Consider the following 23,828-nt stretch of genomic DNA (forward strand, 5'->3'; position numbering starts at 1 on the left):
TTCACCGGTGCGAATGCACCCCAAGGACATGCAATGAACACGATCAAGCAACCCGTCAAACCCGCTGCCGAGCGCGCGCCGTCCTACTACTCGGCCTCGCTCAACTTCGAGTCCGACTACCCGACGCTGCAGGGCAGCGTGAGCGTCGACGTGGCCATCATCGGCGGCGGTTTCACCGGTATCGCCACGGCGGTGGAGCTGGCCGAGCGCGGCCTCAAGGTGGCCGTGGTGGAAACCAACAAGGTCGGCTGGGGCGCCAGCGGGCGCAACGGCGGCCAGGTCACCGGCAGCCTGTCCGGCGACGAGGCCATGCGCAAGCAGATGCGCAACACCCTGGGCGAGGAGGTGGACGACTTCATCTGGCACCTGCGCTGGCGTGGCCATGAAATCATCAAGAGCCGCGTGGCCAGGTACGGTATCGACTGCGACCTCAAGCACGGCCACCTGCATACGGCGATGAAAGCCAGCCATATGGACGAGCTCAAGGCGACCTACGACGAAGCGCTGCGCCGCGGCATGGCGGGCGATGTCAGTCTGCTCGATGGCGCCGGCGTACGTGCGCAACTGGGCAGCGACCTGTACTGCGGGGCGCTGAAGAACACCCGCAACATGCACCTGCACCCGCTCAACCTGTGCCTCGGCGAGGCCAAGGCCGCCGAAAGCCTGGGCGCGCTGATCTTCGAGCACTCCGAGGTGCTGGATATCGTCCACGGCCCACGTCCGGCGGTGGTCACCACGGGCGGGCGCATCGAGGCCAAGCAGGTGCTGCTGGCCGGCGACGTCTACCACAAGCTGGAGCGGCGCACGCTCAAGGGCATGATCTTCCCGGCCATGGGCGGCATCGTCACCACCGCGCCGCTGGGCGAGTTGGCGCAAGAGATCAACCCGCAGGACCTGGCGGTCTACGACTGCCGCTTCGTGCTCGACTACTACCGTCTCACCGGCGATGGCCGCCTGCTGTTCGGCGGCGGCGCCAACTACTCCGGCCGCGATTCACGCGACATCGCCGGCGAGCTGCGTCCGTGCATCGAGAGGACCTTCCCGCAGCTCAAGGGCGTGCAGATCGACTTCCAGTGGAGCTGCGCCATGGGCATCGTGATGAACCGCATCCCGCAACTGGGCAAGCTCTCGTCCAACGTCTGGTACTGCCAGGGCTACTCCGGCCATGGCGTGGCCACCACCCATATCATGGGCGAGATCATGGCCAAGGCGATTACCGGCGACCTGGAGCAGTTCGACACCTTCGCCGCCTGCAAGCACATCAAGGTGCCGCTGGGCGATCAGCTCGGCAACCCGATGCTGGCGGCAGGCATGTGGTACTACCAGATGCTGGAGAAGCTGCGCTGACCGCTGGCCCCCGGGATCGGACCGTGGCGCTGCTCATTCGCTGAGCAGCGCTGCCTCTGTGGCGCCCGCTTCACGCTCGGCCACGAACGCGGCTGGTGGCGAGCCGTCGGCATTGAGCTGAAGAATGCGTGTGGGGCGGCCCTGCTCGTCGAAGAACACCTGGCCGAGGCCGGCGCTGTTCCACAGTCGTTCGCCTGAGCGGCTGCGATCGGGGATCAGCGGGGTGACGCGCATGCGCCGACGTTTGGTCAGCCAGTTGAGTGGCGACCACGGCGCGTAGAGCCAGCGATTGAGGCGGTCGAACCAGTCCAGCAGCTGGGCCGGAAACTCGTTCTTGATGCCGCTGCTGGTGATCTGCCAGATGGTCGGGCTGGCGCGACGGTGGCGGATGCTCACGCGATAGACGAAGGAGTAGTGCACATCGCCGGAAAGGATGACGAAGTCGCCTGGTGTGCGCGAGTGACGGAAGATGTTCATCATCACGCTGGCTGCGCCGCGGTGGGCCATCCAGTTCTCGGCATCGACCATCAGCGGGTGGCCGGCGAGGGTGAAGAGTTTCTGGATGCCTTCGATCAGCTTCACGCCGAACATCGGCGCAGGCGAGACGATGATGCAGCTGGGGTGGTCGAGCAGCGCCTGCTGAAAATCGCACAGCGCCTCCCAGTCCATCAGCCCCGAGGGCTTCGACTGATGCCCTTCGCTGCGCCAGCGGCGTGTGCGGGTGTCCAGCACCAGCAGCGCCGGCGTGGTCGGCAGTACGTAGTGCCACTGTTCGAACTCCAGCAGACGATCGATCAGCGCGTCATGTGCCGTGGCCTGCAGATGGTCGTCCTGGCGCTGCTCAAGCAGTTCGCGAAAGACCTGCAGCGGCTCCTCGAATACGTCCGGGTTGTTGCCCCAGCCCTGGCACAGCAGATAGGCGAGCAGGGCGTTGCCGATGATGCGCTTGGAAAACGGGTGGCCGTAGGCGGTCTGCTCCCAGCGTGCGGAGAGGTTCCAGTCGTCGGTGACGTCGTGGTCGTCGAAGATCATCAGCGTCGGCAAGTGAGCGAACACCCGCGCGGCCTGGCCCAGATTCTGGCGAAAGGCATCGATACGTTCGCGCTCGCTGGCGTAGCGCTGCTGCTGTTCGTCGTCCAGCGCTGGCTGCTTTTCGCTGATCAGCGTCCAGGGCAGCGGCGACCAGACCAGCAGGTACATGGCGATCATCTCGGCGAAGGTCACCAGGTGGTTGTCGGCGCTGCTGCTGGTGAATACCGGCTTCTCGACGCCGCCGAAGAACTTGTCGCGCAGGGTCTGGTTGCTCTTCACCGCCGGCAGCAGCTCGGCGCGCTGGTAGTAGCCGACCGGGTTGGCGTACAGCGACTGGCTGTTTTCGACCACGGCACCTTCGAGAAACTCGTCGAACAGGCCGAGGCGGGCGATCAACTGGTGGATGGCGCAGAGCATCGGCCCGGCGACGTCGTCCACGTAAACCTGATCGCCGCTCATCAGCAGCAGGGCCGGGCGCTGCGTGGCGTCGTGTGGTTCGGCGAGCAGACGGTCGGCGCACAGCAGGCCATCGTCGGCGGCATGATGCGGCTTGCGGCAGGAGCCGTGGAGCAGCTGATCGACGCGCGAGCGCAGGACGAAATCGGCATGCTCGGCGCCGTCATGCAGCACGTGCGGTGCCCAGTCGCGCATGCCTTTCGCGCCCGCGTCATCGACGATCTGCAGGTCGTAAGCGATGCGCTCGTCCTGCGGCAGCGCTTGCGAGAGGGGCAGGTCGATCAGGTGCAGCACGGCATGTTTGCCGAGCGGCAGCTGCTGGCAATGCTCGTCACCCAGGCTGTGGCGTTGTTGCGCCTGGCCCTCGGGTTGCAGCCACAGTTGCAGGGTCAGCTCGCGACTGGCTACCAGCCACAGCACCAGGCGGCCGGGTTCCAGGCGGCGCAGCAGCGGGCCGGCGAGCACATCGGGCAGCGGGGCATGGGTGTTGTCAGGCATCGTTGCGGCGCTTCCTGCAGGAAAATTGACAGGGCTTGGACAGTGGCAGGGCGCCAGCGGTTCAGGAGGCCAGCTGGCGCAGGCGTTCGATATCGAGAATCTCGATTTCGCCGTAGGTCAGCTGCACCACGCCCTGTGCCTGCAGCTCCTTGAGGATCTGGTTGGTGGTCTGGCGCGACAGCGAGAGCATCAGCGCCAGCTGTTCCTGGGCCAGGTGCAGCACTCGCCGTGGTTCGCTCTCGCCGTAGTTCTCGGCGATCAGCAGCAGGCGCCGGGCCAGGCGTGGCGCGGCCGGCAGCAGGCTCATGTCCTCCAGGGTAAGGAAAGTCAGGCGCAGCTTGTGGCTCATCAGCAGGGCGAAATCGCGCCAGTACTGCGGCTCGCGTTCGAGCAGGGCGAGCAGCTCATGCTGGGGTAGCAGCAGCAGGGTGCTGGCGCTCTCGGCGAAGGCATCGTGGGTGCGCGGCAGGCCATCGAACAGGGAAATTTCGCCGAACCAGTAGGGCGGCTCGACCAGCGTCAGCAGCGCCTCCTTGCCGCTCTCGCTGACCGCGCCGACGCGCACCGCGCCTTCGACTACCGCATACAGCCCGCTGGGTTTGTCGCCACGGCGAAACAGCCGCTGGCCGGCGTCCAGGCGTTGCACCTGGGCCATCGCCAGCAGGCTCTGGCCAAGCGGTTGGGGCAGTGCGGCGAACCAGTGGCCCTGGTTCAGCTGGCTGAAATAGTCACGGGGATCGAGCATTGCGGCTCCTGTGAGGTTACGCGGCGCCGAGGCCATCGTTGCCATTGTCGGCTAGCCGACAGTGCGACGAGCCACGGCAAGGTGATGATGCTCGGGCCCGTTTCACACGTGAGGACGATAACCATGAAAACCCTCGTCGATCACCTGGCGCAGTATGCCGCCTACCACCGCGACCGGCGCAACATCGCCAGCCATTTCATCGGCATCCCGATGATCGTGTTGGCCGTCGCCGTGCTGCTGTCACGCCCGGGGTTCCAGTTCGCCGGCCTGTGGCTGGCGCCGGCGACCTTGGTGGCGCTGGCGTCGGCATGCTTCTACCTGCGCCTGGATACCCGCTTCGGCCTGCTCATGAGCGCTCTGCTGGCGTTGTCCCTGTGGGTCGCGGCCAAGCTGGCGCTGGCGAGTACCGGCCTGTGGCTGACGGCAGGGCTTGGCCTGTTCGTGGTCGGCTGGATCATCCAGTTCGTCGGTCATTACTACGAAGGGCGCAAGCCGGCGTTCGTCGACGACATCACGGGGCTGATCATCGGCCCGCTGTTCGTGGTCGCTGAACTGGTCTTCCTGCTTGGCCTGCGCAAGGAGGTCGAGCATGCCGTGGTGGAAATCGCCGGCCCGACCTGCATCCGCGAGAAGAAGGCGCTGGCCTGAGCACGTACCGCTTCTGCTGTTCGTCGCGGCTAAAACCCTTCCCACAATCCCGAGAGACCGTGGGAGGGGCTTTAGCCGCGAGCTTTTCTCGGTTCTGTATGAGAAGCAGGAGCCCGCTTGCTGGCGACCCCGCAGTGTGACGATCTGACGAAAAGCATCGCCAGCAAGCCGGCTCCCACGATTGCTTTGCACGGTCGCGGGGCTAGAACATCGTCATCCATTGCGCCGTCATGGCGCGCGCGTGGCGGTCCACGGTGATGGGGGCGAAGGGGCGGCCGGAGACGCTTTGCAGGGTGTTGCTCTGGCTGTTCATGTCGGCCAGTGCGGCGCGCAGATAGCTCCAGCGCGTGTGCAGCTTGCTCACCTGCGGGTCGGATTGGTCCTTGAGCGCCTGCAGTTCGCTATCGATGGCCGGCAGCAGCAGGCGTTCGTCCTGGCCGAGATAGGTGCCGGGCTGCTCGCGGGCGATCTCGAAGGTGCCCAGATACGAGCGGCTGAGGTACTGCACGCAGAGGTACTCGACCTTGGCTGCCAGCTCACTCTGGTCTCCGGCGCCCGTTAAGGCGCGGGCTGCGCTGAGAAAATCGCGCAGGGCACGGCTGAGATCCTCGGGGAAGCGCCAGGGCACGTTCTCATCACCGGGGCCATAGGAAACACCGTTGCGCAGTTGAGTAACGAGGGCCAGATGGGCGCTGGTGAGCGCCGCGTTGCCCTGCGGCAGGCTCTGCATGGCGCCGGCCAGCGCGGCCAGGTCGGCGTCCAGGCGCTGCTGATGAGTCTTCTGGAAACCTTCGCCACGTAACAGCATCAGGCTGCTGGTGGCGCGGCTGGCGTGTATCTGAATCTGTTCCTGTGGGCTGACGGCCTCGGCGAAGGCCATTGGCGAAAGCCCGACGAAGAGTCCGAGCGACCAGACAAAAGCATGGCGCAACAGTGCTTTACAGCGCATCCGGGGTGCTCCTTGTTATTGTTTTGAGCAGGTATGCATTGGCAGCGTCAATGACGCAGCGCCAAGACTACTGCGCCACGCGTAGCGGAGCATGACCCGAAAGAGTGATTTCGTCGGAAATCGCTACCGTTCAGGGGCTTTTCGTCAGATTGCGCAGGTAGTCGGTGCTGAAGGCGTCAGCGGGGAAAAAGGTTTCCAGCGCCAGTTCGGCCAGGGTCACGTCGTTCGGCGTGCCGAATACCGTGGTGGTGCTGATCAGGCTCAGCACGCCGGCCTCGGTACGCAGCTGCACCGGCATCAGTACCGCCTCGGCCAGCGGGTCGCCTTGATCCTCGGGGGCGGGGTAGGTCAGCAGTTCTTCGTGCAGGGCGAAGAGCTGCGGGTCGCCACTGACCTCGGCATCTCGATGCAGGCGTAGCAACAGATGCGCGCGCCATTGCGCCAGGTTGACGATGCGTGGCGCCAGCCCCTGCGGGTGCAGGGACAGGCGTAGCACGTTGAGCGGCGGGCCGAGCAGAAAATCCGCCACGCCATCGAGAAAGGGAGCGACCGAGGCGTTGGCCGCCAGCAGGTTCCACTGCCGATCGATGGCCAGGGCCGGGTAAGGCTCATGGGCCTGGAGCAACTGCTCGATGGCCTGGCGGGCCGGAGCCAGCGCCGGGTCGGCCAGGTCATGCTGGCTATACAACGGGGCGAAACCCGCGGCGCTGAGCAGGCGATTACGCTCGCGCAGAGGGATCTCCAGCTGTTCGGCGAGGTGTAGCAGCATCTCGCGGCTGGGTTGAGCGCGCCCTGTCTCGACGAAGCTCAGGTGGCGCGTGGAAATATCGGCCTCGCAGGCGAGGTCGAGCTGGCTCAAACGGCGTCGCTGGCGCCATTGGCGCAACAGCGTGCCGGCGGTCTGGGAGTTCGTATTCATGGTCAGCACGATAGTCCAGCCAGGTCATGTCAGCCATTACCTGGGAGGTAATCGACGCCCCGAGCGTTTCAGCGAAATCTGTAGGCCAGGTACCACCCCGGTGCCCTTACGGAGGATTCGCCATGAACGCACTACAACCCACCCCGATGCTGCGCAACGCCCTCTTGCTCGATGGCCTGCTCAGCGGTGTCACCGGCCTGCTGCTGGTCCTGGCTGCCGGCTGGCTGGGCGCCTTCCTCGAATTGCCGCGCCTGCTGTTGCTGGTCGCTGGCAGCGCCCTGTTGCCATTCGCCGCGCTGCTGGTGTGGTTGTCCAACCGTGCCGAGATCAGCCGTCAGGTCATCTGGGCGGTGATCGCGGTCAATCTCATCTGGGTGCTCGACAGCCTGCTGTTGCTAGTGGTCGGTTGGCTGTCGCCGAACCTGTTCGGCTACTGCTTCGTCATCACTCAGGCGCTGGCGGTAGGACTGCTGGCCGGATTGCAATGGCTGGGCCTCAAGCACTCGTCGGCCGCCGTGATCTGATGGGTCTGGCTCAAAGGCCGCGCAACGCCAGCTCGGCCCCGAGCAGCAACAGACCGACGAAGAACCAGAGCTTGAAGCGCTCCGGGCTGATGCGTTTGCGCAGCCACTGGCCGGCGGCCATGCCCAGCAAGGCGGGTAGCAGGGCCAGGGCAGAGAAGCCGAGGACCGCCGGTTGCAGCAGTTCACCGCTGTGCCCGAGCGCGGCCGCCAGCGCCAGCGTCGAGACGCTGAACGACAACCCCAGGGCCTGGACCAGATCGTCTTTCTCCAGGCCGATGGCCTGCAGGTAGGGCACGGCGGGAATCACGAACACGCCAGTGACTGCGGTAATCGCGCCGGTGATCGCACCGATCACCGGGCCTAGCCAGGCTTCCCTGGCGCGCTCCACGCGAAAGTGCACCTTGGCCAAGCCGAGCAGCGCGTAGAGCACCAGGGCGGCACCCAGCCAGCGGCTGGCGCCGGGCAGATCGAGGCTCTGCAGCAGGCCGGCGATCAGCAGCGTGCCGAACAGGATGCCCAGCAGCATCGGCCACAGGCGGCGCAACATCGGCAGTGGGCTGCGGCCGTCGCACAGCTGCCAGATGTTGGTCACCATCGACGGGATGATCAGCAGCGCAGCGGCCTGCAGCGGCGCCATCACCAGGCCCAGCAAACCGACGGCGATGGTCGGCAGGCCGAGGCCGACCACGCCCTTGACCATGCCAGCGAGGAGAAAGGTGGCGAGGATCAGCGGTAGATGCTCGGTCATCGTGCAGCCCCCTGTTCGTGGATCGCCCGGCTGTCGGCAGGCGCCTCGTCGCGTTCGTGCATGCCGTAGTCGCGCAGTACCTGGGCCACGCGCAGACGATAGTGACTGAAAACCTCCTCGCGTCCTGCCGTCTGTGCGCGTCGGTGTTCATCGCGCTGGCGCCAGGCCTGGACCGAGGCCTCGTCCTGCCAGAACGACAGCGACAGGATCTTCCCTGGCTGGGTAAGGCTCTGGAAGCGCTCGATGGAGATGAAACCCGGCTGTTCGGCGAGCAGCGGGCGCAGCTCTGCGGCGAGGTCGAGATAGTCCTGCTGTTGGTCCGGTTTGGCCTCGACTTCGAAGATCACGGCGAGCATCGGCTTTCTCCCTGGCTCTGGCTGAAGTTGCCTGCCAGTATCCACATTTGTTGCATGCCATGTTTCGTCATGAGGTGAACTATGGAATACGCACCGGGTTTCAGTTCGATTGCTGCGCTGCTCGCCGATGCCGGGCGCGCGAGTATGGTCTGGGCACTGATGGATGGTAGCGCGCGGCCGGCCGGTGAATTGGCCTTGCTGGCGGGGCTGTCGCCGTCGTCGACCAGCGCGCACCTGGCCAAGCTGGTAGAGGGCGGCCTGCTGGCCCAGCAGCGGCATGGGCGCAATCGCTATTACCGCCTGGCCGGGCCGGAAGTCGGGCAACTGGTCGAGGCGCTGGCCAGTGCTGCACTGGCTGCACAGCCCCGGCAAGCTCGCGCTATACCAAGCTCGCGCGGCACGCCGCAGCCCATGCGCGAGGCGCGTACCTGCTATGACCACCTGGCCGGCGAGCTGGCAGTCGGCGTGTTCGCGCGCATGCATGCCGCCGATTGGCTGAGCGAGGAGGGCGCTGCGCTGACCCTGACCGCGCGCGGTGAGCAGGGCCTGCTGGCATTGGGCATCGATCTGCAGCAGGTCGGCCGTCAGCGCCGCCAGCGTCTGTGCGCCTGCCCCGACTGGAGCGAGCGCAAGCCGCATCTGGGCGGAGCGCTGGGCGCGGCGTTGCTGAGTCTGTGCGAAGGCCAGGGTTGGCTGTGTCGCAGTCAGGGTTCGCGTGCGCTGCAGGTTTCCCCACAGGGGCGCAGGGCGATCATGGCGATCGCCCTGGATTAGGCCGCTCAGGCCTGGGCGCTGACCGGCTTGCCGCCCTTGGGCTTGAAGTACAGGGTGGTGCCGCGGGCGAGGTTGTCCAGGCTGACGTGATCCTTGGCCACCTCGGCCTCGATCAGTTCGTCCTGGCCTTCGACCTTGAGGGTGATGCGGGTGATGGCGCCGAGCAGGCGGATGTCACGCACTTCACCGGCCTTGTGCTCCGGGCTCGGCTCGCTGGACAGGTCGACCTCGTGCGGGCGGAACAGCACGTGGTGGTCGTTGCCGACGTAGAGGCGGTTGGCATCACCCAGGAAGTGGTAGACGAAGTCGCTGGCCGGGTATTCGTAGACCTCGGCTGGGGTGCCGATCTGCTCGATCACACCTTTGTTCATCACCACGATGCGGTCGGCCACTTCCATGGCTTCTTCCTGGTCGTGGGTAACGAACACGCTGGTCAGGTGCACTTCCTCGTGCAGGCGCGCCAGCCAGCGGCGCAGCTCCTTGCGCACCTTGGCGTCCAGTGCGCCGAAGGGTTCGTCGAGCAGCAGCACTTTCGGCTCTACCGCCAGGGCCCGGGCCAGGGCGATGCGCTGGCGCTGGCCCCCGGAGAGCTGCTCCGGGTAGCGGTCGCCGAGCCAGTCGAGCTGCACCAGGTCGAGCAGTTCGTGCACCTTCTGCTTGATCACCTCTTCGCTTGGGCGCTCGCGCTTGGGCTTCATGCGCAGGCCGAAGGCGACGTTGTCGAATACCGTCATGTGGCGGAACAGCGCGTAGTGCTGGAACACGAAACCGACGTTGCGATCACGCACGTCGTGCTCGGACACGTCCTCGCCGTGGAAGCCGATGCTGCCGCTATTCGGGGTTTCCAGGCCGGCGATGATGCGTAGCAGGGTGGTCTTGCCGCAGCCGGACGGGCCGAGCAGGGCGACCAGCTCGCCGCTCTGGATGCTCAGGTTGATCTCGTTCAGCGCCTTGAACTGGCCGAACTGCTTGTTGACGCCTGTGACTTCGATACTCATGGCTTATTCCTGGTGGTTCCGTGGGCCGGGCCTCACGGCTGTCAGTCTTCTCGATCGGCTTGTAGCTGGCGGCTCAGACGCGCCTCGCTCCATTGGCGAAGCAGCAGCACCACCAGGGCCATGACGAGCAACAGGATCGCCACGCTGAAGGCGGCGACGATGTTGTACTCGTTGTAGAGAATCTCGATATGCAGCGGCAGGGTGTTGGTGTACCCGCGGATATGCCCGGAGACCACCGATACTGCGCCGAATTCGCCCATCGCACGGGCGGTGCACAGCACCACGCCGTAAATCAGCGCCCATTTTACGTTAGGCAGCGTGACATGCCAGAACATCTGCCAACCGTTGGCTCCGAGCAGGCGCGCGGCCTCTTCCTCGGTGGTGCCCTGCTGCTCCATCAGCGGGATCAGCTCGCGGGCGACGAAGGGGAAGGTGACGAAGATCGTCGCCAGCACGATGCCGGGTACGGCGTAGATGATCTGCAGGTTGTGCGAGTCGAGATAGGGCGCGAGCACGCTCTGCGAGCCGAACAGCAGCACGTAGATCAGGCCGGCGACCACCGGCGACACCGAGAACGGCATGTCGATCAGGGTGACCAGAATGCTCTTGCCGCGAAACTCGAATTTGGTCACTGCCCAGGCCGCCGCCACGCCGAACACCAGGTTCAGCGGCACCGAGATGGCGGTAGCCAGCAGGGTCAGTTGCAGCGCCGAGATGGCATCCGGCTCGCGGATCGCCGCCCAGAAGAATTCCAGGCCACGACTCAGGCCCTGGGTCAGCACCATATACAGCGGTAGCAGCAGGATCATGGCGAACACGGCCCAGGCGATGACGATCAGGACGATGGCGCCGACGGAGCGGCTGGCCGGGCGCGCAGCCGCGCTCTGGCCAAGGGTTGCAAGGCTCATGACGGGCTCCTCAAAGTGGCGGCTGGATGCGGCGCTGCAGGATGTTGATCAGCAGCAGCAGGATGAACGACACCACCAGCATGATCACGCCGATGGCGGTGGCGCCGGGGTAGTCGTACTGATCCAGCTTGGAGACGATCAGCAGCGGCAGGATCTCGGTCTTCAGCGGGATGTTGCCGGCGATGAACACCACCGAGCCGTACTCGCCGACACCGCGGGCGAAGGCCAGGGCGAAGCCGGTCAGCCAGGCCGGCAGCAGGCTCGGTAGCAGCACGTGGCGGAACACCTGCAGCGGCCTGGCGCCCAGGCAGGCGGCGGCTTCCTCGACTTCCTTGGGGATGTCGGCCAGCACTGGCTGCAGGGTGCGCACCACGAACGGCAGAGTGACGAACACCAGCGCCAGGGTGATGCCCAGCGGGGTATAGGCGATCTTGAACGGGAACAGCGAACCGATCAGACCATTGGGGGCGTACAGCGCGGTGAGCGCGATGCCGGCCACCGCCGTGGGCAGGGCGAAGGGCATGTCGACCATGGCATCGATGATGCGCCGGCCAGGGAAGGTGTAGCGCACCAGCACCCAGGCGATGACGGTGCCGAGGATGCCATTGAGCAGGGCGGCGGCCAGCGCGGTGCCGAACGACAGTTGCAGCGAGAACTGCAGCTGGCGGTTGTTGAGCAATGCCCACCACTGTTCGCTGCTCAGTTGCAGCGAGAAGAGCAGCATCGCCCCTAGCGGAATCAGCACGATCAAGGCCAGGTAGCTGATGGTGTAGCCCAGGGTCAGCCCGAAGCCGGGTATGACCGGGGAAGTTCGACGAGACATGGAGTGTCCTTCATGTGGCAGCGATCAGGGCCGCACCCAGGGCCGCTGGGTACGTCCCCATGGGCGCGACTCCGTGGCGAAACGCGCGAGACAATCGCGAATGAATTCGCTGCTACTGGTTGATCTTGCTGAAGATCTGATCGAACACCGCGCCGTCACCGAAATACTTCGGCTGGGCTTCTTTCCAGCCGCCGAAGTCCTTGTCGATGGTCACCAACTTGAGGTTCTGGAACTGATCCTTGAACTCGGCGGCAACTTTCTCGTTGCGTGGGCGGTAGAAGTTTTTCGCAGCGATGCGCTGGCCTTCTTCGCTGTACAGGTGTTGCAGGTAGGCTTCGGCCACTTTGCGTGTGCCCTTGCGCTCGACGTTGGCATCGACCACCGCTACCGGCGGCTCGGCGAGGATCGACAGCGACGGAGTGACGATCTCCAGCTGGTCGCCACCTTCTTCGGCCAGCGACAGGTAGGCCTCGTTCTCCCAGGCCAGCAGCACGTCGCCCAGGCCACGCTGGACGAAGCTGATGGTCGAGCCGCGAGCGCCGGTATCCAGCACCGGGGCATGGCGGTACAGCTCGGTGACGAATTCCAGCGCCTTGTCTTCGCTGCCGAATTTCTCGCGGGCATAGGCCCAGGCGGCGAGGAAGTTCCAGCGCGCGCCGCCGGAGGTTTTCGGATTCGGGGTGATGACTTCCACGCCGTCCTTGACCAGGTCATCCCAGTCCTTGATGCCTTTCGGGTTGCCCTTGCGTACCAGGAACACGATGGTCGAGGTGTACGGCGTGCTGTTATCCGGCAGGCGCGCCTGCCAGTTCGGGTCGATCAGTTGCTGGTTGAGGTTCAGCGCGTCGATATCGCCGGACAGCGCCAGGGTCACCACGTCGGCACGCAGGCCGTCGATCACCGCACGGGCCTGCTTGCCCGAGCCGCCGTGGGACTGTTGGATGGTCACGGCCGGGTTGCCCTGCGCTTGCCAGAATGTGTTGAAGGCGGCGTTGTACTCGACGTACAGCTCGCGGGTCGGGTCGTAGGACACGTTGAGCAGCGGCTGGGCGATGGCCGGGCCGGCGATCAGGGTGCTGGCCAGCGCGGCCAGGGCGAAACGGCGAATGGACATGGTGCAGCTCCTAAACTGGATAAGTTCTTGTGTTGGCGGAGGCGTTGGGGTTCTAGCCCTCCGGTGGTCCAGTCGGGCTGCATCATGAGTCGGTGATCTGTCAGCTGTGCTTGGTGTTCGGCTGTTGCAGGCGGATCTTTTCCTTGCGCTCGATCTGCACCACCTGGCCGTTGTGCACGGTGATTTCCACCGAGCCGAATTTCAGGCCATGCAGGGCGGTCTGGATCTCGCGGAGGATGACGGCTTCATCCTGACCTTCCAGGTTTCTCAGCGTCGCGGTCATTTCCAGGCTCCTTGTGAATGGGCACCACGGCGGCGCAACGAGTGCCGACGCTGGCGTGGAGCGGATAGTAGGTAGGCACGAATATTCTTAAAAATACTGTTTAAGAACATTTATATTCTTTTTGGAAATATAAGGCGTTGTCTGCTTGAATTGTATTTATGGAATAAGCAAATAAATTCTTATTCTTTTTGTAATGAATTCGCGCTGCCTAGACTGACGCCATTCGATTCAAGGAGGCGCCGTCATGGCCAGCGAAGCAATCCGTTATCTGATCCTGCCGGGTTGGCAGGGCTCACCCGAGGAACACTGGCAAAGCCACTGGCAGCGCAGCCTGCCAAACAGTGCGCGGGTCGAGCAGCAGGACTGGATCAACCCGCAACGGGGCGACTGGATCGCTGCGCTGAATACAGCGGTCGCCGCCGATCCGCGTCCGGCCATGCTCATTGCGCACAGCCTGGGCTGCATCACCGTTGCGCACTGGGCGCGGCAGGCTCCGGTCGAACTGTTGCGCCGTGTGCGTGGTGCGCTGCTGGTCGCGCCGGCCGATGTCGAGCGGCCAGGCTGCCCCGAACCGCTGCGAAATTTCGCGCCGATGCCGCGCGATTTGCTGCCCTTTCCCAGCCTGCTGGTGGGCTCCGATAACGATGCTGCAGCCAGCGCGCTGCGCGCCCTGGAGCTGGCGCGTGACTGGGGCAGTGAGACGGTGATCCTCAGCGGTGCCGGGCATATCAACGTGAAGTCCGGACACCGTTATTGGGAGCAGGGCTTCGCCTATCTGTATCGCCTGCAGAGCCGTATCGAGCAGCGCTCGCGCCGGCGTGCCTGAACGGCTACAACCCGCCAATGTGATGCGGCGTAGTGCTTCGCGACGATTGCATGGATGCAGCAAGCCAAAGCCGAGTACGGCCTATGGGACCGCGTACCTACGGTGCCAGCAGCGACACTGATTTGATCTGAGCCCAGATCGCCTGTCCGGCGTGAATGCCCAGGTGATCGAAGGAGTAGCGGGTGATCCGCGCCAGCAAACGCTGATCGCCGATGCTCAGGGTCAGCAGCATCTGCGCACCCAGCGCGTGCCAGCCCTCGACCCGCACCGGCAACAGGTTGAGCAGGCTGCTGCCCTCGGCGCGTTGCAGGCTCAGGCTGACGTCGCGCGCCTTGATCTTCACCCGCACCCGGTGGCCCTCGGGCAGCGCCGCATGGGGCAGGCGCAGGCAGGCTTCGCTGCCGGGAAGGCGCAGTTGCAGCAGGTCGTAGGTGCCATCGTGGCCGCAGACTGCGCCGTCGATCACGGCTTCGGCCTCGTCATCGCTGGCAAACGGCAGGTCGGCGCGCAGCAGGGTTTCCTTCAGTGGGCCACTGGCGCGCACCTGGCCTTCGTCGAGCAGCACCAGATGATCGGCCAGGCGCGCCACTTCGTCCGGTGCATGGCTGACGTAGAGCAGCGGGATGTCCAGCTCCTCGTGCAGGCGTTGCAGGTAAGGCAGCACTTCCTGCTTGCGCTTGAGATCGAGCGAGGCCAGCGGCTCGTCCATCAGCAGCAAACGCGGGCTGGTGACCAGTGCACGGGCGATGCCGACGCGCTGGCGCTCTCCACCGGACAATGCCGAGGGCATGCGCTCGAGCAGGTGACCGATGCCCAGCAATTCCAGCGCCTGATCCAGCGCCACCTTGCGCTGCGCCGCCGGGATGCGTTTCTGCCCGTATTGCAGATTGCGGCGCACGTTGAGATGCGGGAACAGGTTGGCGTCCTGGAACACGTAGCCGATGGCGCGCTGGTGCGCAGGCAGGAAGAAGCCACGTGCGCTGTCCTGCCAGAGCTCACCGGCCACTTGCAGGTAGCCCTGTTGCGGGCGATCCAGCCCGGCGAAGCAGCGCAGGCAACTGGTTTTGCCCGAGCCGGAATGGCCGAACAGCGCGCTGACCCCGCGCGCCGGCAGGTCGAGGTCGACATCCAGACGAAAGCCCGGATGCTGCACCAGAAAGCGCGCGCGGATGCGCCCGTCATCCGTCACGGGCAAAGGCGCGGGCTTGCCGAAACCGAACATCACAGCGCCCTCATGCGCGGGCGGCGCCCGCTGTACAACGTGAGCAAGACGATGAAGGAGAACGCCACCATGCCACCGGCCAGCCAGTGCGCCTGGGCGTAGTTCATGGTTTCCACATGGTTGTAGATCTGCACCGACACCACCTGGGTCTTGCCGGGGATGTTGCCGCCAATCATCAGCACCACGCCGAATTCACCAACGGTATGGGCGAAGCTGAGAATGGCGGCGGTGATGAAGCCCGGGCGGGCCAGCGGCAGCACCACGCTGAAGAACGTATCCCAGGGGTTGGCGCGCAAGGTCGCGGCAGCTTCCAGCGGGGCGCGGCCGATGGCCTCGAAGGCGTTCTGCAGCGGCTGCACGACAAAGGGCAGGGAGTAGAAGATCGAGCCGATCACCAGGCCGGTGAAGCTGAAGGTGAAGGTGCCCAGGCCGAGGCTCTGCGTCAGTTGGCCGAAGAAACCGTTGGGCCCCATGCTCACCAGCAGGTAGAAGCCGATCACCGTCGGCGGCAGCACCAGCGGCAACGCCACCACGGCGCCGACCGGGCGTTTGAGCCAGGACTCGGTGCGTGTCAGCCACATCGCGATGGGCGTGCCGATGATCAGCAGCAGCACGGTGGTCAGCGAGGCCAGCTCCAGGGTCAGGAGGATGGCATCGAGGTCGTTCTTGGACAGCGGCATGCGTGATTCCGAAAGGCGAACCTGGCGCGGATGCAGCCCGGGCCGGATTCAGGCAAATGGTTCTACGGCAGTTTATAGCCGAACGACTCGATCACCTTCGCCGCTTCCGGGCTTTTCAGGTACTGCACCAGCGCCGCAGCCGCCGGATTGTTCGCGCCTGGCTTGAGGATCACCGCGTCCTGCTTGATCGGCTGGTACAGGGTGTCCGGCACTATCCAGGCCGAGCCGCTGCTGACCTGGCCCTGCTGGTACACCTGCGACAGCGCGACGAAGCCCAGCTCGGCGTTACCGGTGGCAACGAACTGATATGCCTGGGTGATGTTCTGGCCCTCGACCAGCTTGCCCTTGAGCGTTTCGCTCAGGCCCAGCTTGGCCAGCACCTGAGTCGCCGCCAGGCCATAGGGCGCGGCCTGCGGATTGGCGATGGACAGGTGCTTGAACTGGCCGGCTTTCAGCGCCGCGTCCGTACCATCGAGATAGCTGGCATCGGCCGACCACAGCACCAGGCTGCCGATGGCGTAGGTGAAGCGCGAGCCAGGGACGACCTTGCCTTCGCTTTCCAGTCTGGCTGGAGTGCTGTCGTCGGCCGCGAGGAACACCTCGAACGGCGCGCCGTTGTTGATCTGCGCATAGAACTGCCCGGTGGCGCCGAAGGAGGCCAGCAGCTTGTGCCCGGTGGCTTTCTCGAACGCAGGGGCGATGGCCTGGATCGGTGCGGTGAAGTTGGCCGCGACCGCGACCTTGACTTCATCGGCGCTGGCGCCGCCGGCAAAGAGCAGGCCGAGGGCCAGAAGGCTGTGCTGGAGAGGCTTGAGCATGGCAATTCCTTGTCGTGTGCAGGCGTCGCCTCGACGCCTGGCAGCCGGTATGAATGCGGCAATGCTACATCGTTATATCTTTTTGTATATAGCGATTATGAGTCGGTTTCCCTGCACGATCTTTGTGCGCAGCCGTAGGCGCTTGCACCGTCAAAGCCTGCGTGCAGTTTTTCCCTTGCCAGCAACTACAAAAAACATAATTTCGCGAATCCCTCGCTCTGAACAGAGTGTCTGCAACGAGCCGCCCCGGCGGAATCCGCGAGTAGGGTGGACGACGCTCTTTTCATCCACCGCCTGCCCTGTGATGGTTGATGGAGGAAGCGCCATCCACCCTGCGGACGCGCCCATGTCCCCACCGCAACCTGTTCACCGACGCTGCCTGTGACGCCGTGATCGCCGGGCGTGAGGACTTCACCACCCTGGTCTGCCGCCCGGCAGTCTCGATCAGCTCGAACGCTGCGACGCCCTGCTGGCGCGCCTGGCCGGGTGGATGCAGTAGTCCACCCATTCACCGCGCGGGTGTGGCTTTTTACCTCGTTCGTGCCTTGAAACGGGGCTCCTGGTAACGTTTTTGGTGCATTTTCTCGGCGCAGACTCTTCCGCCAAACATCCCATTTCCTTTTAAAACAACGGCTTGGCATTTTTGGCATGGTCGATGCTTTTGGATGATTGTGTTTTTGGATCCAAAAATTCAGGAATCCTCTCCATGCCTTTCGCCGTTACCTACAACGCCCAGCCAGCTTTGTCCGCCGAGGACGAAGCCTATCTGCATCTGCTCGATGCCATCTGCCAGGGCCGCTATCGCACCGGCGACCGGCTGATCGCCGAGGACATCGCCAGCGAGCTGGAGATGAGCCGCATGCCGATCCGTGGCGCCTTCAAGCGCCTGGCGGCAGAAGGGCTGGTAACGCTGCGACCCAATCGCGGCGCAATCGTAAGCGGTCTCAACCTCGATCAGATGCGTGAGGTCTTCGAGATGCGCAGCGCCCTCGAGGGGCTGGCGATTCGCGTGGCCACGCCCAAGGTCAGCGAGCGCCACCTGGCGCGCCTGGAACGTCTGCTCGACGAGATGGACGACTGCCGCGAAGACAGTTCGGAGTGGGTGGTGCGCCACCGCATCTTCCACGAATACCTGTGCAGCCTCAGCGAGCGTCCACGGCTGATGCGTCAGATCAGCGCCCTCTACGCACTGATCGAGCCGTACATGCGCCTCTGGCTCAAGCACGTCGACAAGCCGCTGAGCGCCCGTGAAGAGCACAAGGTGATCCTCGACGCCTTGCGCACGGGTGACGCCGCGCATGCCGAGCGGATCATCTGCGAGCACATCGAGGGCACCGTCCCCGATCTGCTCGAATTCCTGGAAAAGTCGGGCGCCTGAGACCCGATGACCTCCGTTTCATTTCGAACTGCCATACCAACAATTACACCGGAGTCGAATATGTCAAAACGCACTTTCACCACATCCCTGATGGCCCTCTCGCTGATGGCTGGTCTGGCCCAGGCCGAGGTCACGGTTCCCGAGCGCCTGCAAGCGTCGGACAAGATCGTTTATTGCGGGGCGATGGACTCGCCGCCCATGGGCTTCTTCGACGCGCAGCAGAAGCCGGTCGGCATCACCGTCGAGCTGGGTGACGAGATCGCCAAGCGCCTCGGTGGCAAACGTGTGGAGTGGCGAGTGACGCCGTTCTCCGGCCTGATCCCGGCGCTGATGGCGCAGCATTGCGACATGATCGTCGACCAGCTGTTCGACAAGCCCGAGCGCCGCGAAGTCATCGACATCGTCAACTACATGTATTCCAGCCAGGCAGTCACCGTGCTCAAGGGCAACCCGGCCGGCATCCACAGCCTCGACGACCTGTCCGGCAAGCGCGTCGCGGTACTCAACGGCTCCACCATCCGCACCTTGCTCGAAGCGCATAACGACCTGCTCGCCAAGGCCGGCAAGGCGCCGATGACCCTGGTGGTGTTCAACTCCGACACCGATGCCTTCCAGGCGCTGCGCGTCGGTCAGGCCGATGCCTACGGCACCACCATGGAAACCGCCGGCTACTACCAGAGCATGGCGCCCGATCTGTTCGAAACCGGCGTGCCGGCCTTCGCCAAGATCCTCACCGGCTTCGGTCTGCGCAAGGACGATGCCGAGCTGAGCAAGGCGGTCAGCCAGGCTCTGGCCGACATGAAGGCTGACGGCAGCTACATGGCGCTGCTCAGCAAGTGGCACATCGAAGGCAACCAGCTCGACTGAGGTAAGACGATGAACTTCAACTGGGACATATTCTGGCAATACTTGCTGCAGCCCAGCGACGTATATCTCTACGGCCTCTGGCTGACCTGCGTGATTGCGGTGATGGCGATGCTGCTGGGATGCGTCCTGGGTTTGCTGGCGGCGCTGATGCGCGCTTCCAGCAATCCGCTGCTCAACTACCCGGTGCGCTTCTACATCTGGCTGATGCGTGGCACACCCTTGTTGGTGCAGATCGTCTTCCTCTACACCGCACTGGCGGCGGGCGGCATCTTCCGCTTCGAGGATCTGAACCTGGGCCTGTTCGTCCTGCCGGGCAACATCCAGGCAGCGATCCTCGCCCTGGCCCTCAACGAAGGTGCTTACATGGCGGAGATCATCCGCTCCGGCATCAACGCGGTGGATCGTGGCCAGTACGAAGCGGGGCGTTCGCTGGGGATGAGTTATCCACGGCTGATGCGTCGCATCGTGCTGCCGCAGGCCTTTCGCGTGATCGTGCCGCCGCTGGGCAACGAGTTCAACGTGATGCTCAAGAACACCACCCTGGTCAGCGTGATCGGCGTGCAGGAGCTGCTGCTCAGCACGCAGATGATCACCTCGGCCACCTTCCGTGTGTTCGAGCTGTATCTGGTGGTGGCCATCTACTTCCTGCTGCTGACCACGCTCTGGGGCTTCTTCCAGCGCTGGCTGGAGCTGCGCTTCGGGCGTACCGACGGCCATGTGCCGGCGAGCAGCCGGCTGTTCGGCCTGGGTGCCATGAAATTTCTGAGGGGGCGTTGAGATGAGCGCATTGGACGAGAGTCTGGTGATCCAGGCGCAGAGCGTACACAAGCGTTTCGGCGAGCTGGAGATCCTCAAGGGCGTATCGCTGAACGTGCGCCGCGGCGAGGTGGTGGTGCTGATCGGCGCCTCCGGCTCGGGCAAGACCACCTTCATCCGCTGCCTCAACTACCTGGAGGATATCCAGGGCGGCAGCATCCTGGTCAACGGCAAGCCCATGGGCTACATCGAGCGTGCCGACGGCAAGCGCGTGCGCGACTCCGAGCGCAACATCGCGCGCATGCGCCGCGACATCGGCATGGTGTTCCAGCGCTTCAACCTGTTCCCGCACATGACCGTGCTGGAAAACATCATCGAGGCGCCGACCCAGGTGCTTGGCGTCGGTCGGCGCGAGGCCGAGGAGCAGGCGCGGCAACTGCTGGCCCGCGTGCGCCTGTCGGACAAGGCCGATCACTACCCCAGCCAGCTTTCCGGCGGACAGCAGCAGCGCGTGGCGATTGCCCGCGCGCTGGCGATGAAGCCGCAGGCGATGCTCTTCGACGAACCGACCAGTGCTTTGGACCCGGAAACCGTGGGCGAGGTGCTGCAGGTGATGAAGGAGCTGGCCGAGGAGGGCATGACCATGGTCGTGGTCACCCACGAGATGGGCTTTGCCCGTGAGGTGGCCGACCGCGTGGTGGTGCTGCACCAGGGCGAGTTGATCGAAGAAGGTCCGCCGGCCCAGGTTTTCGGCAACCCCCATCACCCGCGCACGCGGGAGTTCCTCAGCCGCGTTCTGTGAAGGTCGCGAGCGGCCTTGTTCAATCTCTGGATCGAGTTCAATCCATGCTCAATTTTTCTGCTCACGAATATCCCTACGCGTCCCAGCGCCAGAGCGTGTTCGCCCGCAAGGGCATGGTCGCCGCGTCGCAACCGCTGGCGGCCGAAGCGGGTATCGCCATGCTGCGCCGTGGCGGTAACGCCATCGATGCCGCCATCGCCACTGCCGCCGCGCTGACGGTGGTCGAGCCCACCGGCTGCGCGATTGGTGGTGACGCCTTCGCCCTGGTCTGGTTCAAGGACAAGCTGTACGGCCTCGACGCCAGCGGTCATGCGCCGGCAGCGCTGTCCAGCGAGGCGGTCAAGGCTGCCGGCCACGAGCGTGTGCCGGTGCACGGCTGGCTGCCGGTCACCGTACCTGGCTGCCCTGCTGCCTGGGCCGAACTGTCGCAGCGTTTCGGCAAGCTGCCCTTCGCTGAGCTGCTGCAGCCGGCCATCGAGCTGGCGCGCGATGGCTTCCCGGTATCGCCAGTGGTCGCCCACCAGTGGCGCATCGCCTTCGATGAATACCAGGCCAGCCGCGAGGCCTTCCCCGAGTTGCAAGCCTGGTTCGACACCTACCTGATCGACGGCCAGGCGCCGGTCGCCGGACAACTGTTCCGCAACCCGGCGCAGGCGCAGACCCTGGCCGAGCTGGCCGAGACTCAGTGCGAGAGCTTCTACCGGGGTGCCATCGCCGAGCGTCTGGCCAGCCACGCCGCAGCCAGCGGTGGCAAACTCTCGGTCGACGATCTGGCCGGCTATTTGCCGCGCTGGGTCGAGCCGATCAAGGTCAGCTACCGTGGCTATGACGTCTGGGAGATTCCCCCGGCTGGTCAGGGCCTGATCGCCCTGATGACCCTGAAGATCCTCGAAGGCTTCGACTTCGATCACCGCGACAGCCGCCAGACCTGGCACCGTCAGATCGAGGCGATGAAGCTGGCCTACGCCGACGGTCTGCACTACATCACCGACCCCGAGCACATGCGCGTGGCCGCCGAAGAGCTGCTCGCCGACAGCTACTGCGCCCAGCGCCGCGCGCTGATCGGCGAGCGTGCCCGCGAGCCGCTGCATGGCGACCCGCAGGCCAGTGGCACGGTGTACGTCGCCACCGCCGACGCCGAGGGCAACATGGTCTCGTTCATCCAGAGCGCCTACCATGGCTTCGGCTCCGGCGTGGTGCTGCCGGACAGCGGTATCGCCCTGCAGAACCGGGGTTACGAGTTCAGCCTCGACCCGAGCCATGCCAACTACCTGCAACCGGGCAAGAAGACCTTCCACACCATCATCCCCGGCTTTCTCAGCAAGGACGGTGTGGCGGTCGGCCCGTTCGGCGTGATGGGCGGCTACATGCAGCCGCAGGGCCACGTGCAGATGGTGATGAACATGGTCGACTTCGGCCTCAACCCGCAGGCCGCGCTGGACGCTCCGCGCTGGCAGTGGCTGGGCGGGCAGAAGGTCGGCATCGAGCAGGAAACCCCGCGCGACCTGACCTTCGCCCTGGCCCGTTGCGGGCATCAGATCGAGGTGGCCTGCGACCGCACCGAGTACGGGCGCGGCCAGATCATCGTGCGCGACCCACAGACCGGCGTGCTCTGCGGCGGTACCGAGCCGAGGGCCGACTCGCATATCGCGGTGTATTGAGCGGCGCCTGGCTGGGCCATGACGGCCAGCCGTACACGAGGCAGTCATCGTGTACGGCCTGGCAGCATCAGGAGACTGACAACATCAGGCGCTGGGCCTAACGCGCAGGGTGGAGGTTTCTTGGGCATAATCCGCGTCTCCAGGGCGCCAGGTGCCCGCTGCCAGCAAGGAACAGGGACGTATGAACAACATGGATCGGGTGTTGCTTGGCCTTGGCGTATTGATACCGTTCTGGCTGTTCTTTGGCGTGCTGCTGACGGCTCTGGCCTATCCCGGTTACAGCCATCTTGACCAGGCCATGAGCCAGCTGGGCGCGCAGGGCTCACCCACCCAGGGTTTTTCGGCCTGGCTCAACAATCTGCCCTTGGGTGTGTTCTTCGTGCTGTTTGCCGTGGCTGTGATGCGCCAGGTACGCAGTTCGCGCCTGGCGCTGTTCAGTGCCGGGCTGATTCTCGTCCACGGCCTGGCCAGTTTCGCCACTGGCTACTTCGCCTGCGACCAGGGCTGCGCGCCGGCACAGCCGTCCTTCTCGCAGCAGATGCACAACCTGGCCGGGCTGGTGATGTTTCTCTCGCTGACCCTGGCCAGCCTCATCTGGGCATTTGTCAGCAAACGCCTGCTGGGCTCGCGCGGCTTTGGCCTGTTTTCCAGCGCTTGCACCCTGTTGGCCGTGGTCACCGTGGTGCTGATGGCCCAGGCCGTCGAGGCCGGGCACTCGTTCGGCCTGTATCAGCGCATCAACTACGGCATCTCGGTGCTCTGGGTCGCAGGCCTGGCGCTGATGCTGCTGCGGAGCCGTGCCGGTTATCTCAGGTGCGGTACAGCTTGAGGCTCTCGACCCGCGCCCGGTAGGCGCCGAGGCGTTCCTTGAGCTGATCCTTGCGGGCACTGGCCACGCAGTGCAGCAGCACGTTCAGGGCGCTGGTCAGGCCGCCGGTGGATTCGAGGATCAGACCAGTCTTGGTCTTCATGGTGACGATGTATGGCGTGTCGATATGCTTGGCGATGCCGTACTCGTCGGTGAACACCACCAGGTCGGCGTTCTGCTGCAGGCAGTTGTTGGCGAAGGCGATGCCGGCATCGGCGTAGGGCGCAATGTCGATCAGGATCACGCAGCAGCGCTGGTTGTGGCTGTCCAGCCATTGGCCGAGTACGCCGCTGTAGAGGTCGAGGAACTCCACCCCCGAGCGCACCAAGGCCAGGCGGTTGGCGAAGTCCTCGGCCAGCCCGCGAATGGTCTGGAAGCCGCAGACGAACACGCGCTCGGCATCCCCCACGCGCGCCACGATATCGCGCCAGTGCTGGCTGCCGAGCAGCTCGGCGAAGGCGCGCAGGGCTTCGATTTCTTCGTTTAGGTGGGCCACCAGGTCTTCCGGTTGCTCGACCCGCTCGATCAGCGCCGGGTTGAGCAGCGATTGCACACGCACCTCGTCGCGCAGCTCGTCTTTCAGGCTCTTCAGGCCCTTGTAGCCGAGCCGACGCAGGAAGCGGCTGACGGTGTTGGGGCTGACTCCGCTCTTGGCCGCCAGGCTGGCGCCGTTCTCGAACGCCAGGGTTTCCAGGTTGGCCTGGATGTAGACCCACAGGGTGCGCTCGGCCGGCGTCAGCTTGCCTTCCAGGTGTTGCATCTTGCCATCGAGCATGCTCGTTTTTCCTGTCATGCCAAATCGGTCTGACATTTAAATGTCAGTGTATT

The 23,828-nt window shown here is 64.7% G+C and carries 26 protein-coding genes; 11 read left to right on the forward strand and 15 right to left on the reverse strand.

All coding sequences use genetic code 11. From position 1 onward, the window contains the following. Positions 1-33 precede the first annotated feature (33 nt). Positions 34-1,347 carry an NAD(P)/FAD-dependent oxidoreductase gene (locus tag ACN8M7_RS18980; RefSeq protein WP_490261774.1) on the forward strand — a complete coding sequence of 438 codons (1,314 nt, stop codon included), beginning with the start codon at positions 34-36 and terminating at the stop codon, positions 1,345-1,347. Positions 1,348-1,380: 33 nt separating this feature from the next. Here ACN8M7_RS18980 and ACN8M7_RS18985 read toward each other — a convergent pair whose 3' ends face one another. Continuing rightward, positions 1,381-3,333 (reverse strand): metallophosphoesterase family protein, encoded by a 1,953-nt coding sequence (locus ACN8M7_RS18985; protein ID WP_490261775.1) that lies wholly within the window; start codon positions 3,331-3,333, stop codon positions 1,381-1,383. A gap of 61 nt (positions 3,334-3,394) precedes the next feature. After that, positions 3,395-4,078: a Crp/Fnr family transcriptional regulator gene (locus ACN8M7_RS18990; RefSeq protein WP_490261776.1), complete on the reverse strand. Its 684-nt coding sequence runs from the start codon at positions 4,076-4,078 to the stop codon at positions 3,395-3,397. A gap of 123 nt (positions 4,079-4,201) precedes the next feature. Between ACN8M7_RS18990 and ACN8M7_RS18995 the strand changes: the two genes are divergently transcribed. Continuing rightward, a complete protein-coding gene (locus tag ACN8M7_RS18995) occupies positions 4,202-4,726 on the forward strand; it encodes an Mpo1 family 2-hydroxy fatty acid dioxygenase (RefSeq protein ID WP_490261777.1) in 525 nt (174 codons plus the stop codon). A 202-nt stretch (positions 4,727-4,928) separates the two neighbouring features. Here ACN8M7_RS18995 and ACN8M7_RS19000 read toward each other — a convergent pair whose 3' ends face one another. Then, positions 4,929-5,675, reverse strand: coding sequence for a hypothetical protein (locus ACN8M7_RS19000; protein WP_490261778.1), 747 nt, complete (start codon positions 5,673-5,675; stop codon positions 4,929-4,931). 130 nt (positions 5,676-5,805) lie between these two features. Further along, positions 5,806-6,594, reverse strand: coding sequence for an MmyB family transcriptional regulator (locus tag ACN8M7_RS19005; protein WP_490261779.1), 789 nt, complete (start codon positions 6,592-6,594; stop codon positions 5,806-5,808). A 122-nt stretch (positions 6,595-6,716) separates the two neighbouring features. Here ACN8M7_RS19005 and ACN8M7_RS19010 point away from each other — a divergent pair, with 122 nt between their 5' ends. Next, positions 6,717-7,118, forward strand: a complete 402-nt coding sequence (locus ACN8M7_RS19010) for a hypothetical protein (protein WP_490261780.1) — start codon at positions 6,717-6,719, stop codon at positions 7,116-7,118. A 10-nt stretch (positions 7,119-7,128) separates the two neighbouring features. Here the strand turns inward: ACN8M7_RS19010 and ACN8M7_RS19015 are convergent, their stop codons facing one another. Both ACN8M7_RS19015 and ACN8M7_RS19020 read right to left on the reverse strand, forming a co-directional pair. After that, positions 7,129-7,866 carry a sulfite exporter TauE/SafE family protein gene (locus ACN8M7_RS19015; protein WP_490261781.1) on the reverse strand — a complete coding sequence of 246 codons (738 nt, stop codon included), beginning with the start codon at positions 7,864-7,866 and terminating at the stop codon, positions 7,129-7,131. Continuing rightward, on the reverse strand, positions 7,863-8,222 hold the full coding sequence (locus ACN8M7_RS19020; protein ID WP_490261782.1) for an antibiotic biosynthesis monooxygenase family protein: 360 nt from the start codon (positions 8,220-8,222) through the stop codon (positions 7,863-7,865). Before ACN8M7_RS19020 ends, ACN8M7_RS19015 begins: the two co-directional genes overlap by 4 nt. An 81-nt stretch (positions 8,223-8,303) precedes the next feature. Between ACN8M7_RS19020 and ACN8M7_RS19025 the strand changes: the two genes are divergently transcribed. After that, the gene (locus ACN8M7_RS19025; protein WP_490261783.1) at positions 8,304-8,996 is read left to right on the forward strand and encodes an ArsR/SmtB family transcription factor; all 693 of its coding nucleotides are present in this window, start codon (positions 8,304-8,306) and stop codon (positions 8,994-8,996) included. Between the two features lie 5 nt (positions 8,997-9,001). Here ACN8M7_RS19025 and ACN8M7_RS19030 read toward each other — a convergent pair whose 3' ends face one another. The 5 genes from ACN8M7_RS19030 to oscA all read right to left on the reverse strand — a co-directional run bounded on the left by ACN8M7_RS19030 (position 9,002) and on the right by oscA (position 13,122). Next, entirely contained in the window at positions 9,002-9,994 is a 993-nt protein-coding gene (locus tag ACN8M7_RS19030) for a sulfate/molybdate ABC transporter ATP-binding protein (protein WP_490261784.1), read from the reverse strand. A 41-nt stretch (positions 9,995-10,035) separates the two neighbouring features. Next, positions 10,036-10,902 (reverse strand): sulfate ABC transporter permease subunit CysW, encoded by an 867-nt coding sequence (gene cysW, locus ACN8M7_RS19035; RefSeq protein WP_490261785.1) that lies wholly within the window; start codon positions 10,900-10,902, stop codon positions 10,036-10,038. 10 nt (positions 10,903-10,912) lie between these two features. After that, the gene (cysT, locus tag ACN8M7_RS19040; RefSeq protein ID WP_490261786.1) at positions 10,913-11,725 is read right to left on the reverse strand and encodes a sulfate ABC transporter permease subunit CysT; all 813 of its coding nucleotides are present in this window, start codon (positions 11,723-11,725) and stop codon (positions 10,913-10,915) included. Between the two features lie 112 nt (positions 11,726-11,837). Then, a complete protein-coding gene (locus ACN8M7_RS19045; protein ID WP_490261787.1) occupies positions 11,838-12,839 on the reverse strand; it encodes a sulfate ABC transporter substrate-binding protein in 1,002 nt (333 codons plus the stop codon). A 100-nt stretch (positions 12,840-12,939) separates the two neighbouring features. After that, on the reverse strand, positions 12,940-13,122 hold the full coding sequence (gene oscA / locus ACN8M7_RS19050) for a sulfur starvation response protein OscA (protein WP_061238348.1): 183 nt from the start codon (positions 13,120-13,122) through the stop codon (positions 12,940-12,942). 244 nt (positions 13,123-13,366) lie between these two features. On the opposite strand from oscA, the gene ACN8M7_RS19055 reads away from it, so the two are divergent. Next, positions 13,367-13,948 (forward strand): RBBP9/YdeN family alpha/beta hydrolase, encoded by a 582-nt coding sequence (locus ACN8M7_RS19055; protein WP_061238349.1) that lies wholly within the window; start codon positions 13,367-13,369, stop codon positions 13,946-13,948. Positions 13,949-14,045: 97 nt separating this feature from the next. Here ACN8M7_RS19055 and modC read toward each other — a convergent pair whose 3' ends face one another. From modC to modA, 3 genes are all read right to left on the reverse strand, one after another. Next, the gene (modC, locus tag ACN8M7_RS19060) at positions 14,046-15,170 is read right to left on the reverse strand and encodes a molybdenum ABC transporter ATP-binding protein (protein ID WP_490261872.1); all 1,125 of its coding nucleotides are present in this window, start codon (positions 15,168-15,170) and stop codon (positions 14,046-14,048) included. Beyond that, complete coding sequence (gene modB / locus ACN8M7_RS19065) at positions 15,170-15,850, reverse strand: molybdate ABC transporter permease subunit (protein ID WP_490261788.1); 681 nt, start codon at positions 15,848-15,850, stop codon at positions 15,170-15,172. The genes modC and modB overlap by 1 nt, the downstream gene beginning before the upstream one ends. 62 nt (positions 15,851-15,912) lie before the next feature. After that, positions 15,913-16,668, reverse strand: coding sequence for a molybdate ABC transporter substrate-binding protein (modA, locus tag ACN8M7_RS19070; protein ID WP_490261789.1), 756 nt, complete (start codon positions 16,666-16,668; stop codon positions 15,913-15,915). Positions 16,669-17,374: 706 nt separating this feature from the next. On the opposite strand from modA, the gene ACN8M7_RS19075 reads away from it, so the two are divergent. From ACN8M7_RS19075 to ACN8M7_RS19100, 6 genes are all read left to right on the forward strand, one after another. Continuing rightward, complete coding sequence (locus tag ACN8M7_RS19075) at positions 17,375-18,046, forward strand: GntR family transcriptional regulator (RefSeq protein ID WP_061238353.1); 672 nt, start codon at positions 17,375-17,377, stop codon at positions 18,044-18,046. Between the two features lie 60 nt (positions 18,047-18,106). After that, complete coding sequence (locus ACN8M7_RS19080; RefSeq protein WP_061238354.1) at positions 18,107-18,913, forward strand: ABC transporter substrate-binding protein; 807 nt, start codon at positions 18,107-18,109, stop codon at positions 18,911-18,913. Positions 18,914-18,922: 9 nt separating this feature from the next. Then, the gene (locus tag ACN8M7_RS19085; protein WP_061238355.1) at positions 18,923-19,690 is read left to right on the forward strand and encodes an amino acid ABC transporter permease; all 768 of its coding nucleotides are present in this window, start codon (positions 18,923-18,925) and stop codon (positions 19,688-19,690) included. A gap of 1 nt (position 19,691) precedes the next feature. Continuing rightward, positions 19,692-20,471 carry an amino acid ABC transporter ATP-binding protein gene (locus tag ACN8M7_RS19090; protein ID WP_490261790.1) on the forward strand — a complete coding sequence of 260 codons (780 nt, stop codon included), beginning with the start codon at positions 19,692-19,694 and terminating at the stop codon, positions 20,469-20,471. A 44-nt stretch (positions 20,472-20,515) separates the two neighbouring features. Then, a complete protein-coding gene (locus tag ACN8M7_RS19095) occupies positions 20,516-22,132 on the forward strand; it encodes a gamma-glutamyltransferase family protein (protein WP_490261791.1) in 1,617 nt (538 codons plus the stop codon). A 181-nt stretch (positions 22,133-22,313) separates the two neighbouring features. After that, entirely contained in the window at positions 22,314-22,961 is a 648-nt protein-coding gene (locus ACN8M7_RS19100) for a DUF998 domain-containing protein (RefSeq protein WP_490261792.1), read from the forward strand. Here the strand turns inward: ACN8M7_RS19100 and ACN8M7_RS19105 are convergent. Next, on the reverse strand, positions 22,942-23,775 hold the full coding sequence (locus ACN8M7_RS19105; protein ID WP_490261793.1) for a MurR/RpiR family transcriptional regulator: 834 nt from the start codon (positions 23,773-23,775) through the stop codon (positions 22,942-22,944). The two genes, ACN8M7_RS19100 and ACN8M7_RS19105, sit on opposite strands and share 20 nt — an antisense overlap. Positions 23,776-23,828 lie beyond the last annotated feature (53 nt).

The sequence above is a fragment of the Pseudomonas spartinae genome (assembly GCF_965197125.1).
In the GTDB taxonomy this organism is placed as follows: domain Bacteria; phylum Pseudomonadota; class Gammaproteobacteria; order Pseudomonadales; family Pseudomonadaceae; genus Aquipseudomonas; species Aquipseudomonas composti_A.